We start from the raw sequence: 12,675 nt of genomic DNA, 5'->3' as shown, positions 1-12,675 counted from the left end.
TACGTCAGACTCGAGCAGCTTTCTCGAATGGCCACCGAACCTGAGCGGCCGTTTCGCAGACGTGCCAGAGCCGATCGCCAAGTTCGACGCTGCGCGTGAGCCGTGCCGGCGTCGTGCGTCGCGGCTCGCCGTGTGTGATGAATTTGGGGCCCCACATCTGCCCACCATCGATATCGGGGTCGACCAGGGCGCGAACCAGCGACCACGCGCCGTGTTCTTTCGACTGAGTGATGGGAGCCTGCAGATTGTCGACGAAGCGCGCCCTTCGGCTCGGCTCGTTGACGCCCCGAACAAAAGGTGTTCGTCCACTTATCGCGTACCCGGGATGCGCAATCACGCTATCGACCGGCACGCCCGCTTCGCGCAGACGCCGATGAGCTTCAAGGCCGAGCGCAGTCGTTGCAACCTTCGATTGCACATAGGCGCGCCACGGACTGTAGTCATTGACGAGTTGCGGATCGACCGGATCGTACGAACCCATCGACGTCGACATGCTTCCGAGCCAGACCATGCGGCCACGCGCCGCGGCAAGCGCCGGAAGCAGCTCACCGGCGAGCGCAAAATGACCCAGCACGTTCGTGGCGAAGACAAGCTCATTTCCGTCGAGCGTTTGGCGGCGCTCTTTCGGGGGATGCACGGTACCGGCGTTGAGCAAGAGACCATCGATGCGACTTTCGAAGCGCAGTCCGCGTCGCACCATGTGCTTTACGGAGGCCGCTGCGGCACGCACCGAGCCCAAATTGCTCGTGTCGAGCAGAAGAGTGTCGACCGGGCCTGTTGTTGTGGCATCCGCTAGTCGTGACAGCAGGGCGCTGCGTGCTGCCGCCAACCGATTGGGGCTGCGACCGGTCATGATGACCCGCGCTCCTGCCCGGGCGAGTTGCTCACTTGAAAAGAAGCCCAAGCCCGCGTTGGAACCCGTGACAAGGTATGTCCGACCCGTGAGGTCGGGCAGAAGGCGCGGATTCCAGTCCGCAGCGCGTCGGCTCACGCAACCGACCCTAGTGGCACGCGCTCGATGCGGTCGACCGCGCGCCGAAGGTCTCGTCCGTCACAGGTCATAGTTCTAAGCTGGGCACATGCGAACCCGCGCGGACATTGATTGCTGGCTCACCGACATGGACGGCGTGCTGGTGCACGAAAACCGACCCGTTCCCGGAGCCGCTGAGCTCCTCGCGCAGTGGCGCGACGGTGGCACGCCCTTTCTCGTACTGACGAACAACCCAATATTCACACCCCGCGATTTGAGCGCGAGGCTGCGACGCTCGGGGCTCGACGTTCCCGAAGACAACATCTGGACCTCGGCCCTGGCCACGGCCGAATTCTTGAAGTCGCAGCTTCCGGGTGGGTCGGCCTTCGTCATCGGCGAGGCGGGTCTCACCACCGCGCTCCACGAAGCGGGCTACATCATCACTGAATCTCAGCCCGACTACGTGGTCGTGGGCGAGACCCGCCAGTACTCTTTCGAAGCGATCACCAAAGCCATCCGGTTCATCAACGCCGGAGCACGGTTCATCGTGACCAACCCGGATGCCACCGGGCCCACCTCCGAGGGTGTCGTTCCCGCGACGGGATCATTTGCCGCCCTCATCACAAAGGCCACGGGCAAAGATCCCTACGTCGTCGGTAAGCCGAACCCCATGATGTTCCGCTCGGCGCTCAACCGCATCGGGGCGCACTCCGAAACGACGGGCATGATCGGTGACCGCATGGACACCGATGTCGTCGCTGGCATCGAAGCTGGGTTGCACACTGTGCTCGTCATGACCGGAATCAGTGACGCGGCCGAAATCGAGCGCTACCCATTCCGCCCCGATGAGGTGCTGGATTCTGTTGCAGACCTCATCTCGACCGGCCCGTTCGAGTCAGAAATGCCCGACGCCGGAGTCACCGACGTTCTGTGAGCGATGACCTCGGGCAGAACCTCGTGCTGCTCACGGCGCTCGTCACGACGCTCGGAGCGCTCGTGGTTTTTGCGTGGCAGTGGTTCCGCCGCGATCGCGACTGACTACTGGGGCGCGAGACCCAAGTCATTGAGGTCGATCGCAGCAAGCCACTGCAGCCCGGCAGCCTCGACAGCGGCCTGTGCCCCGGTCTTGCGGTCGACGATCACAGCGACCGCCACCGGCTCAGCGCCTTCACGCCGAAGCGCTTCGACCGCTTTGAGGGCCGACTGGCCAGTGGTGGAGGTGTCCTCGAGCACGACGACGCGTTTACCCGCGACATCCGCACCCTCAACCTGACGCCCGCGGCCGTGGTCTTTCGGCTCTTTGCGCACGACGAATGCGTCGAGCGGGTGGTGGGCGTGCACCGATTCGTGCATCACAGCGTTGGCGATGGGGTCAGCACCGAGCGTGAGCCCACCAACCGCGACAACGCCCTCGACGTCGCGGACGAGATCGAGCATGATGCGGCCGATCGCAGGAGCCGCGCGGTGGTCGAGCGTGAGCTTTCGCATGTCGACGTAGTACGTCGCCTTCTTGCCGCTCGACAGCGTGAAGTCGCCGTGGAACACCGCCTCATCTTTGATGAGCGCAATGAGGGCTTGGCGGTCGGATTCGATCTCGGGCGTAGAGGCGACAGTCACGTCTTGATTCTAGAGCGCACCGTGTTTCTAGAGCGCCCCGCCGCCTCGCCGCCCCGTCTCCTCGCCGCCCCGTCTCCGCGCCGCCCCGTCTCCGCGCCGCCCCGTCTCCGCGCTTTCCTCCGCTCCATACCTGCCGCCCCCCTGCACTAACTCAGGCAGGATGCCGCGCCCACACCCCCAAAACCCGTCACACATGCCCTGCAGCCTGAGTTAGTGCAGGGCACAGGGCGGGCGGGGGCGGTGCAGGGCACAAGGCCTGGGCCAGGGTTGCGGAGGTCGGGGCAGCGTGCAGGGCGGGAGGGTCGGGGAGCGAACACAGGATGCCGGGGCAACACGGGGCACGCTGATGCCCGCCCAGCTCTAGGCTGGATTCCATGCGCCTGGCTACCTGGAACGTCAACTCCATCCGCGCGCGCGTTGCGCGCACCGTCGACTTTTGCGTGCGCGAGAGCGTCGATGTGTTGGCGATGCAAGAAATCAAGTGCAAGCCGGAGCAGTTTCCGTATGGTCCGTTCGAGGATGCCGGTTACCACGTCGTGGCGCATGGCCTCAATCAGTGGAACGGCGTAGCGATCGCAAGCCGTGAGCCCATCGAAGACGTTGAGTACGCGTTTCCTGACATGCCGGGCTTCCTCAAGGGCCACGAGGGCCCGGGAGCTCCGCAAGAGGCGCGCGCTCTCGGCGCAACGATCGGCGGCGTCAAAGTGTGGAGCCTCTACGTGCCGAACGGCCGAGGCCTCGACGACCCGCACTACCGCTACAAGCTCGAATGGTTGAGTGCTCTCACCGGGTACACCCGCGATGCGCTGGCCAAAGACCCCGACCTTGCCCTCGCGCTGGTGGGCGATTTCAACATCGTGCCCACCGACGAAGACAACGGCGACCCGACTCTCATCGAAGGGGTGACGACACACGTCTCGGTTCCCGAGCGCGAGGCGTTCGCAGGCTTGCTCGATGCTGGGCTCACCGACACCGTTCGCCCTCTCATCCCGACGGGCTACACCTACTGGGACTACAAGCAGCTCCGTTTCCCCCGCAATGAGGGGATCCGCATCGACTTCATCCTCGGGTCGCACGCGTTGGCAGATGCCGTCACCGGCGCCAAGATTCACCGCGACGAGCGGAAGGGCGAGATCCCGAGCGACCACGTTCCAGTGGTCATCGACCTCGACCTCACGGGTCCCGATGACGACGACGATCGCCCGATGATCTTCGGTTGATCCCCTCATGATCGTCCGCACCTCCGAGGCGCTCGTTCGTCCAGAGTCAAGGGCCGAGTTCCTCACAACGCTGCACGCGCTCGTCGAGGGTTTTCCCGCCGCGTACCCCGGACTGATCGACCACGAAGTACTTGTCGACCACCATGACCCCGATCGCATTCTCTACGTCAGCCGGTGGGCAAGTGAAGAAGGCCTCGCGCACTATGCGGGCGTGAATTGGGCCACCGAACCGGTGACTTTTCCAGACGAAGACCGCTATCTGCAGCGCCCGTTGACGCTCCGGCATTTCAGCGCGCAGACCATCGACTCCCCCACACGGGGGAGGTAGCACGCGCGCATCCCCCGTACCGTTAGGGGGTGCCACCGCTCACTCCCGCGCAACGCCGAAGCGACGCGTTCCTTGCCGCCGCGACGTGTCTCGGCGCAGTACTGAGCGCCGCGCTATCTTCAGTCGCCGGCATGTACGGAACAAACCAGGCTGGGATGCCGATGGCCATCGCCTACGCATTCGTTCTTGCCGTGCCTCTCGCATTCCGCCGCCGCTTTCCGTCTACGGTCGCAATCATCATCGCAACCGCCTATTTCGTTGCGGTGTCGCTGCGAGTCCCCGAGATCTATGCCGGCAATATCGCGATGTTCATCACGTTCTACACCGTGGGAGCGTGGGATCCGAACCGCAAGCGTGCTCGTTGGACACGCATCGCGATCATCGTCGGGATGTTCACCTGGCTGCTCGTTTCGCTTTTCGTCGATGCGTCTTCTTCGTCGGCAGACGACGGGCTTTCGCGCGCCGGAATGTTCTCGGCATATGCCGCCTTCATGCTCATCAACATCTTGATCAACGTCCTCTACTTCGGCGGCGCCTACTACTTCGGCGAACGCACGTGGGCGGCAGCCGAGCAGCGCCGCGCGCTGGAGGAGCGGACGGCCGAGCTCGAACGCGAGCGTGCACGCACGGCGGCTCAAGCCGTCGAGCTCGAGCGACTACGTATCGCGCGGGAACTTCACGATGTCGTCGCTCACCATGTGTCTCTTATGGGTGTGCAAGCGGGCGCTGCGCGGACGGTGCTCCCTACAGACCCGGATGCCGCAACCCGCACTCTCGCTCAGGTTGAAGAGTCGGCTCGCACAGCACTGACTGAAATGCGGCACCTCCTGCAGACGCTCCGGGCCGGTGATGAGCCGGATGCTACTTTGACGGCACCGAGTCTCACCGAGCTAGAAAAGCTCGTTGCTGAAAGCGCAGCGGCGGGTTTGCCCACGAAGTTTCATCTTGTGGGCGAGCCCCAGAAAGTGCCAGCGACTGTCGAAGTAAACCTGTATCGCATCGCGCAGGAGGCGCTGACGAATGCGCGCCGGCACGGCGGGCACGACGCGACCGCTGACGTGCGCCTGCGCTATTTGTCGAGCGAAGTCGAGTTGGAGGTATCGAACACGGGGCGCGTTCCCACGTCGACCCGTCCGGGCATGGGCCATCGCGGCATGCGCGAGCGAGCTGCCGCCTCGGGCGGCAGCATTGAGCTGTTGCCGATTCGCGAAGGCGGTTTCGTGGTGCGCGTGCGGGCGCCGCTCACAGGGAACGATGATGAGTAAGACCGTGCGCGTGCTGCTCGCCGATGACCACGCCATGATGCGCGCGGGCTTCCGCGTCATTTTGGAGGCCGCAGGATTCGAGGTTGTCGGCGAGGCTTCCACAGGCGCCGCTGCCGTGCGCCTTGCCAATGATCTTCACCCCGATGTCGTCTGTATGGACGTGCAGATGCCCGATATGGATGGCCTTGTTGCCACCGAGCGGATCGTGTCAGACCCCGCAGTGTCAGCTGCGGTTCTGGTCGTGACAACATTCGACCGAGATGACTACCTTTTCGCCGCACTCGAAGCCGGTGCCAGTGGTTTTCTGCTGAAGAACGCAGGGCCCGAAGAGCTGGTCAACGCTGTGCGTGTAGTCGCCGCCGGCGATGCACTACTTGCCCCCGAAGTCACGCGGCGCGTCATCGCCCGGTTCGCTGGGGCCCCCACATCGCCACCCGCCCCGATCACTCCGAACTCGCCGCCGCTTACCGAACGCGAACGCGAGGTGCTCGCGCTGCTTGCAGATGCGCAGTCGAATGCCGAAATCGCCGCGCGTCTTTTCATCGGCGAGCAAACCGTCAAGACTCACGTCTCTAACCTGCTGCAGAAGCTCGGCGCGCGCGATCGAGCTCATGCGATTGTGCTCGCGTACCGGCACGGTCTGGTCTAAAGATCCCTCCTCCGGGGGAAGCGGATGCCGTACCCCTCCCCGTAGCGTCGTTGGCGAACGGTCGTTGAAAACACAGGGAGGTTCCATGCTCCAACTCACCGGAGTTACGAAGAACTATGGCGAGCGCCGCGTGCTCGACAACGTCGGATTCCATGTGGAGCCCGGGCGGCTGACGGGGTTCGTCGGCGGAAACGGCGCGGGCAAGACCACGACCATGCGAATCGCCCTGGGCGTGCTGGCATCAGACGGGGGAACCGTCGAGCTCAACGGCTCACGAGTGACAGCCGATGACCGCCGCCGCTTCGGATACATGCCGGAGGAACGCGGGCTCTACCCAAAGATGAAGGTCGGCGAGCACATCGCTTACTTGGCGCGGCTGCACGGCTACAGCAAGGCCGATGCCACGGCCAACGCGACAGCGCTTCTCGACAGGCTGGGCCTCGGCGAGCGCCTCAACGACACCGTCGAGACCCTGTCACTCGGCAATCAGCAGCGCGCACAGATCGCAGCGGCTCTCGTGCACGACCCCGAGGTGCTCATTCTCGATGAGCCGTTCTCGGGTCTTGACCCACTCGCGGTCGATGTCGTGGCCGCTGTGCTCTCAGAGCGGGCCGCGAGCGGCACTGCCGTGCTGTTTTCCTCCCACCAGCTCGACGTGGTGGAGCGGTTGTGCGATGACCTCATCATCATCGCCGAAGGCACAATTCGCGCCGCGGGCTCCCGTGCCGCGCTTCGCGAGCAGCACGCGAACCACCGATACGAGCTCAACTGCACAACGGATGCCGGTTGGCTTCGCACCGTGCCGGGAGTCACGGTCATCGAGTTCGCCGCCGGGCGCGCCGTCTTCGATGCTCCCGATAGCGATGTCGCACAGGCGGTTCTTCGTCGCGCGCTTGAAGAGGGCGACGTCACGTCTTTCGCTCCGCAGCGTCCGACGCTCGCCCAGATTTTCACGGAGGTCATCAAATGAGCACTGCATCACACACCTCACCCACCACGGCGCAGAGCATCAGACTCGTCGCGGAGCGCGAGATCGGATCGCGCCTTCGCAGTAAAGCGTTCGTCATCTCAACACTGATCTTGTTTGCCATCGCGCTTGCCGCTGTGGTGTGGGGCGGGTTCACCGCGAGTTCGACATCTGCAACGACGATCGCCGTGACAACCGAGACGTCGAGTCTCGTGCCGGATGCAGCAGGTCTCGAAGTGACAGCTGCGTCATCTGCTGATGAGGCTCTTGCGCTCGTCGAAGATGGCACCGTCTCGGCCGCCCTTGTGCCGTCGAGCGCTGTACCTGAAGCCGAGGCTGGCGCATTCGACTTCACGGTTGTTGGCGACACGGAGCTACCTTCGGGCCTCTTGCAGTCGCTCAGTCAGGTACCGGCGACGTACCTTCTTGAACCGCCGAGCACAGACTTCTTGCTTCGTTATTTCGTCGCTCTGGGCTTCGGAATCGTTTTCTTGCTCGCCGCGTCCACCTTCGGCGGAACGATCGCGCAGTCTGTCGTGGAGGAGAAACAAACCCGCGTCGTAGAACTTCTCATTTCTGCGATCCCGGTGCGTGCCCTCCTTGCCGGCAAGGTGATCGGCAACACGATTCTGGCCATGGCCCAAATCCTGGTACTCGCAGCGATTGCGGTCGTCGGACTCACGGTGACAGATCAGCAACTCGTCCTGGCGGGCCTTGGCGGGCCGCTCGTGTGGTTCGCCATCTTCTTCTTGCTTGGGTTTGTGCTTTTGGCATCCCTCTTCGCTGCCGCAGGCGCCATGGTGTCGCGCCAAGAAGATATCGGCGCCACGACAGCTCCGATCACGATGCTCGTCATGCTGCCCTACTTCCTCGTCATCTTCTTCAACGACAACCCGCTGGTGCTCACGGTGATGTCGTATGTTCCGTTCTCGGCGCCAGTCGGCATGCCGCTTCGCCTCTACCTCGGCGAAGCGCAGTGGTGGGAACCACTTGTCTCACTCGTCGTCTTGGCAGCGACCTGTATCGCCGCGATCTTGGTGGCGTCACGTATCTATTCCGGGTCACTCCTGCGAATGGGCGCGCGCGTGAAGCTCGTTGATGCACTGAAGTCCCGGTGAGCGCCTGAGTGGTTCGCCACTCATCGAAGACTCACAGGTCGCAACCGGGAACATTTTGGCGGCGGCTTTCGTTGGACCGGGGGTGGGCATGTGAATGCCCACCCCCGCGTACTTCAAGGAGCAAGCTTTGACTATCATTCAGGACCGCGTCGCGGTTACCGATGTCCCCGTTCTCGATGTGTTCGCCGAGCGCTGGAGCACTCGCGTTTTCGACACCGAGGTTCCTCTTGACGAAGAAGCTTTCGCCAGCGCACTCGAAGCCGCCCGCTGGGCGCCGTCGGCGAACAACAGCCAGCCGTGGCGCGCAATCGTTGCTCGCCGTGGCACCTCGGAGCACGAGAGCTTGATGTCACACCTCCTCGGCTTCAACCAGGCATGGGCGGGCTCCGCCGCGGCCCTTGTCGTCTTCGTGGCAGAAACCGAAACGGAAGACGGCACCGGCGCCCCGTGGGCCGTGTACGACACCGGCCAGGCAGCGGCTTTCTTCACCATTCAGGCGCACGCCCGTGACTTGGCAACGCACCAGATGGGCGGCTTCGACCGCGACGGCGTGAGCGCGGCCTTCGGCCTCGACGCTCGCTTCACCCCCGTCGCTGTGATGGCAGTGGGCTCATTCGGCGACAGCACCGACTCGCCCGATTTCCTGCGCGAGCTCGAGTCGGCTCCGCGCACTCGGCGCCCCGTCGCCGAGTCGCTGCTGCGCAACGCGTAGCAATAAAACAACGGATGCCGCGTCTCGCTGAGGCGCGGCATCCGTTGTTTTTCTAGGCCTCTTAGCTGCGCTGCGCGGCCCGACCTTGGTGGCCAGCGAGCGCGTCAGCGGCGCGCACAAGAGCGAGGTGCGAAAGCGCCTGAGGCGTGTTGCCTACCTGCCGCTGATTCACGACGTCGTACTCCTCGGAGAGAAGGCCCACGTCGTTGGCGAGCGAGCACAGCCGCGTCATGAGAGCGTTCGCTTCATCGATTCGGCCGCTATTGGCGTACTGCTCGACGAGCCAGAACGAGCATGCCAGGAACGGATGCTCCGCCCCCGGCAGCCCGTCAACGCCCGATGCCGTGCGGTACCTGTGGAGGAGCCCATCGTGCATGAGAGTTTTTTCCATCTGCGCGACGGTTCCGAGCATGCGCGGGTCGTCGTAGGCGCAGTAGCCAACCTGAGGGAGAAGCAGGAGCGAGGCATCCACTTCGGTTGATCCGTAGTGCTGCACGAAGTAGTTACCTTCGGTGTCGAAGCCGTTCGCGTCGATTTCTGCGGCGACCTCGTCACGCAGGGCTTCCCACCTTTCGACGGGACCGTCGAGGCCGAACTCTCGCACGGCGCGCACTCCGCGGTCAAGAGCCGCCCACATCATCGCGCGCGACTGCGTGAACATCTGCAGTTCGCCGCGGATCTCCCAAATGCCGTTGTCGGGACGCGCTCGGTGTTCCTCAACGAACGCCAGCAACGAGCGCTGGAGCGCCCAGGAAAATGGCGTCTCTTCGAGCCCCGCCGAGCGCGCGGCCTCAAGTGCCACCATCACTTCGCCGATGACATCGGCCTGGTACTGCTGCCACGCACCGTTGCCGACGTGCACCGGCGAGGAATTCTCGTAGCCGGGCAGGCTCGTGATTTCGCGCTCAGTGAGGTCACGTTCACCAGCGAGGCCGTACATGATCTGCATCTGGCCGGGGTCTCCGGCGATCGCGCGGAGCAGCCATTCGCGCCAGCGGGCCGTCACGCGAAGGAAGCCGTGCGAGATGAGTGCTTCGATCGTGAGGGCCGCATCGCGCAGCCACACGTAGCGGTAGTCCCAGTTGCGCACCCCGCCGAAGTCCTCCGGCAGCGATGTGGTTGCGGCGGCCACGATTCCGCCGGTGTCTTCGTGCGTCAGTGCGCGAAGCACCAGGAGCGAGCGCACGACATCAGCTTCGAACGGACCGTCATGGTCGATGCGAGCGGCCCAGTCTTGCCACCACGTGAGTGTGTGTTGCTTCATCTCATCGACGTCGACTGCTTCGGGCATCGGGAGGTGTGACGGATACCAGTTCAGGCTCAAGTCACGAAGCTCGTTCGGACGCACCGTAAACGAACCAGCGTGCATGTGGTCTTCGGCGCGCAGCTGGACACCGCGCACCACCACCGCGTCGGGGCCCGCAATGCCGAGAATCGCGGGGAGTTCTTCGGAGCCAACCTGACGGATCCAGGGAATTGCTCGCGCGTAGTCAAAACGCAGCCGCACGTGGGTTGTGAACTCGACATCGCCGCTGACACCGATCACCTGGCGAACGACCTCGACACGGCCGCCGTGGACGGGCATGAACTCATGCACCTCGGCGACACCGGATGCCGTCTGCCACGTTGTGATGAGAACGAACGTGTCACCGTCGTAGCGGCGGGTGGGCACGGCATCCGGGTCTGTCGGTCGCAGACTCCAGTGTCCGTGCGATTCGTCTCCCAACAGCGCGCCGAAAATCGACGATGAGTCGTAGCGCGGGAGACACAACCAGTCGATGCTGCCGTCGCGTGAAACGAGAGCGGCCGTGCGGCAATTGCTGAGAATTGCATAGTCCTCGATAGGAGTAGCCATGTGTTGATTGTGCCAGGGCGCTAGCGTAGGCGCATGGCACACACCAGCACACTGCTCATCCTTGGCGCCTCGGGCGATCTCACCTCACGGCTGCTGCTCCCCGCGCTCGGGCAGCTGCTGACAATGCAGCCGGAGCGTTCAGTCACGCTCATGGGTGCCGGTATGGACGACTGGACCGACGAGCATTGGCAGAAAGTAGTGAAGGATGCCTTCGCATCGGTCGGTGCAAACGATGCCTTCGACCGTGTTGCGGCCACGAAATACCAGCAGGCCGACATCACTGCGACCGATGATCTGACCAAGCTGCTGGCGTCTGCAGAGGGACACATCGCTGTCTACTTCGCGGTGCCTCCCGCGGTTGCTGCCACCGCATGCGAGGCGTTGAACGGCGTCGATCTGCCGGACGGACTCGTGCTGGCGCTCGAAAAGCCGTTCGGTACCGACCAGAAAAACGCGGAAGAGCTCAACGCCAAGCTCGCGGCACTCCTGCCGGAGCGCCAGATTTTTCGCGTCGACCACTTTCTCGGCCGCTCCACTCTGCTGAACATTCTCGGTCTGCGCTTCGCCAACCAGGTGTTCGAGCCCGTGTGGTCCGCCGACCACATCGCCGAGGTTGAAATCCGTTTCGATGAATCGCTCGGCCTCGAAGGCCGCGCAGGCTACTACGACAAGGCCGGCGCTCTTCGCGACATGCTCCAAAGCCACCTGCTGCAAGTACTCGCCATCGTCGCTATGGAGCCGCCGACTTCCATCGATGAAACCGATCTGCGGGCGGCAACTGCGGCAGCACTCCGTGCGACGCACGTGTGGGACGACGATCCGGTAGCCAACTCGGGCCGCGCGCGCTACACGGCCGGAAACATCGACGGCCGCGACTACCCGTCGTATGTCGATGAGCCCGGCGTCGACCCCTCGCGCGACACCGAAACGCTCGCGGAAGCAAAGTTTGAAGTACAGAATGCTCGCTGGGCAGGCGTCCCGTTCACGCTGCGATCCGGAAAAGCCCTCTCCGAGCCGCGCACAGAGATCGCCCTCACATTCCGCCCGGTACGACACTTGCCGAGCGGCTTTGCGGGCGCCGCGGCACCGTCGGTACTGAGGATGTCGCTCGGGCCCGACACGATGACCCTTGAGCTGAACGTCAATGGCGGCGAGAATCCCTTCGAGCTGCAGCGCGTGCACCTGAACGCGGCACTCGGCGCCGGATCCCTCCGCGCCTACGCCGAAGTGCTTTCCGAAGTACTCGACGGCGAAGCGACACTGTCGGTGCGGGGAGACGCTGCCGAACAGTGCTGGCGCATCGTGCAGCCGATCCTCGATGCGTGGGAGGCAAACAAAGTTCCGCTCGACACGTACCCCGCGGGATCCCGCGGACCCGCCGGCTGGGACAACTAGCGCAGCACATGCGCTAGTTTCTTAGTTCCCCTGGTCGGTGCGCCCGTCAGCCATCCGGGCCTTGGCGCGGTCGTGTCTATGTCCAACCTCGATGAGCTCTGTCGCCTTTGCGAGCCCGATCGGCTTCGTTGACACGTACATACTCTCGGCGCGCTCGACAACGAAGGTTTCATGCCAGACACCGACGGATCCAGGAGCCTTGCGGGCCGCACGGTTGAAGGCGGTCCAGGCAGGGCGGTGCTCCTGTGAGGAGTTGGAGGCGTAGGCGTAGAGCTTGTCGATCGATGACCAATACTCGACGACGTACGGGCCGCCTGCGCCGAGAAGCAGCTGGTAGCCGAGCATCCCTGAGTCGGGGTCTGCGGAGAGTTCCCGCAACATCCGCGGCATTGCGAAGAATGCTGGCATCCACAGATCTGGTCGCCACCAGCGATTGATCTGCATCCCGATATGAAAGACGACGAGTTCGCCCTCATGTTGATGTGTCATGCGGCCGGTTACGACTTTCGACATGGTGACTCCTCGCAATTGGATAGCTTCACTATCTATAATGGATAGCGCTACTATCGAAGTCAAGAG

At 63.7% G+C, this 12,675-nt stretch carries 13 protein-coding genes; 9 read left to right on the top strand and 4 right to left on the bottom strand.

The genetic code is table 11. From position 1 onward, the window contains the following. Positions 1-4: 4 nt before the first annotated feature. Complete coding sequence (locus tag FHS06_RS03415) at positions 5-991, bottom strand: SDR family NAD(P)-dependent oxidoreductase (protein WP_167045446.1); 987 nt, start codon at positions 989-991, stop codon at positions 5-7. 88 nt (positions 992-1,079) lie between these two features. Here FHS06_RS03415 and FHS06_RS03410 point away from each other — a divergent pair, with 88 nt between their 5' ends. Further along, the gene (locus FHS06_RS03410; RefSeq protein ID WP_167045444.1) at positions 1,080-1,904 is read left to right on the top strand and encodes an HAD-IIA family hydrolase; all 825 of its coding nucleotides are present in this window, start codon (positions 1,080-1,082) and stop codon (positions 1,902-1,904) included. A gap of 104 nt (positions 1,905-2,008) precedes the next feature. Here FHS06_RS03410 and pyrE read toward each other — a convergent pair whose 3' ends face one another. Continuing rightward, positions 2,009-2,587: an orotate phosphoribosyltransferase gene (pyrE, locus tag FHS06_RS03405; protein ID WP_167045442.1), complete on the bottom strand. Its 579-nt coding sequence runs from the start codon at positions 2,585-2,587 to the stop codon at positions 2,009-2,011. A 374-nt stretch (positions 2,588-2,961) separates the two neighbouring features. Here pyrE and FHS06_RS03400 point away from each other — a divergent pair, with 374 nt between their 5' ends. The 7 genes from FHS06_RS03400 to FHS06_RS03370 all read left to right on the top strand — a co-directional run bounded on the left by FHS06_RS03400 (position 2,962) and on the right by FHS06_RS03370 (position 8,846). Beyond that, the gene (locus FHS06_RS03400) at positions 2,962-3,807 is read left to right on the top strand and encodes an exodeoxyribonuclease III (protein WP_167045440.1); all 846 of its coding nucleotides are present in this window, start codon (positions 2,962-2,964) and stop codon (positions 3,805-3,807) included. 7 nt (positions 3,808-3,814) lie between these two features. Further along, the gene (locus tag FHS06_RS03395; RefSeq protein ID WP_167045438.1) at positions 3,815-4,135 is read left to right on the top strand and encodes a putative quinol monooxygenase; all 321 of its coding nucleotides are present in this window, start codon (positions 3,815-3,817) and stop codon (positions 4,133-4,135) included. 29 nt (positions 4,136-4,164) lie between these two features. Then, positions 4,165-5,400, top strand: a complete 1,236-nt coding sequence (locus FHS06_RS03390; RefSeq protein ID WP_310734859.1) for a histidine kinase — start codon at positions 4,165-4,167, stop codon at positions 5,398-5,400. Beyond that, positions 5,393-6,049: a response regulator gene (locus tag FHS06_RS03385; protein WP_167045436.1), complete on the top strand. Its 657-nt coding sequence runs from the start codon at positions 5,393-5,395 to the stop codon at positions 6,047-6,049. The genes FHS06_RS03390 and FHS06_RS03385 overlap by 8 nt, the downstream gene beginning before the upstream one ends. Positions 6,050-6,134: 85 nt before the next feature. Further along, complete coding sequence (locus FHS06_RS03380) at positions 6,135-7,019, top strand: ABC transporter ATP-binding protein (protein ID WP_167045434.1); 885 nt, start codon at positions 6,135-6,137, stop codon at positions 7,017-7,019. Continuing rightward, positions 7,016-8,134 carry an ABC transporter permease gene (locus FHS06_RS03375; protein ID WP_167045431.1) on the top strand — a complete coding sequence of 373 codons (1,119 nt, stop codon included), beginning with the start codon at positions 7,016-7,018 and terminating at the stop codon, positions 8,132-8,134. Before FHS06_RS03380 ends, FHS06_RS03375 begins: the two co-directional genes overlap by 4 nt. A 127-nt stretch (positions 8,135-8,261) precedes the next feature. Further along, entirely contained in the window at positions 8,262-8,846 is a 585-nt protein-coding gene (locus FHS06_RS03370) for a nitroreductase family protein (protein ID WP_243845247.1), read from the top strand. Between the two features lie 61 nt (positions 8,847-8,907). Here FHS06_RS03370 and FHS06_RS03365 read toward each other — a convergent pair whose 3' ends face one another. Continuing rightward, positions 8,908-10,743, bottom strand: coding sequence for a glycoside hydrolase family 15 protein (locus FHS06_RS03365; protein WP_310734860.1), 1,836 nt, complete (start codon positions 10,741-10,743; stop codon positions 8,908-8,910). Between FHS06_RS03365 and FHS06_RS03360 the strand changes: the two genes are divergently transcribed. Continuing rightward, complete coding sequence (locus FHS06_RS03360) at positions 10,735-12,096, top strand: glucose-6-phosphate dehydrogenase (protein WP_167045422.1); 1,362 nt, start codon at positions 10,735-10,737, stop codon at positions 12,094-12,096. The two genes, FHS06_RS03365 and FHS06_RS03360, sit on opposite strands and share 9 nt — an antisense overlap. Positions 12,097-12,117: 21 nt before the next feature. Here FHS06_RS03360 and FHS06_RS03355 read toward each other — a convergent pair whose 3' ends face one another. After that, positions 12,118-12,609, bottom strand: coding sequence for a DUF4188 domain-containing protein (locus tag FHS06_RS03355; RefSeq protein WP_167045419.1), 492 nt, complete (start codon positions 12,607-12,609; stop codon positions 12,118-12,120). Positions 12,610-12,675 lie beyond the last annotated feature (66 nt).

This window comes from Microbacterium halimionae, assembly GCF_011761265.1.
Classification (GTDB): Bacteria; Actinomycetota; Actinomycetes; order Actinomycetales; family Microbacteriaceae; genus Microbacterium; species Microbacterium halimionae.
This window is presented reverse-complemented; position numbering and strand designations above follow the sequence as displayed.

Bases quoted from the DNA above. Each gene is read 5' to 3' on its own strand.
- FHS06_RS03410 (WP_167045444.1), top strand. From the start codon at position 1,080: ATGCGAACCCGCGCGGACATTGATTGCTGGCTCACCGACATGGACGGC.
- FHS06_RS03400 (WP_167045440.1), top strand. From the start codon at position 2,962: ATGCGCCTGGCTACCTGGAACGTCAACTCCATCCGCGCGCGCGTTGCG.
- FHS06_RS03395 (WP_167045438.1), top strand. From the start codon at position 3,815: ATGATCGTCCGCACCTCCGAGGCGCTCGTTCGTCCAGAGTCAAGGGCC.
- FHS06_RS03385 (WP_167045436.1), top strand. From the start codon at position 5,393: ATGAGTAAGACCGTGCGCGTGCTGCTCGCCGATGACCACGCCATGATG.
- FHS06_RS03380 (WP_167045434.1), top strand. From the start codon at position 6,135: ATGCTCCAACTCACCGGAGTTACGAAGAACTATGGCGAGCGCCGCGTG.
- FHS06_RS03375 (WP_167045431.1), top strand. From the start codon at position 7,016: ATGAGCACTGCATCACACACCTCACCCACCACGGCGCAGAGCATCAGA.
- FHS06_RS03360 (WP_167045422.1), top strand. From the start codon at position 10,735: ATGGCACACACCAGCACACTGCTCATCCTTGGCGCCTCGGGCGATCTC.
- FHS06_RS03355 (WP_167045419.1), bottom strand. From the start codon at position 12,609: ATGTCGAAAGTCGTAACCGGCCGCATGACACATCAACATGAGGGCGAA.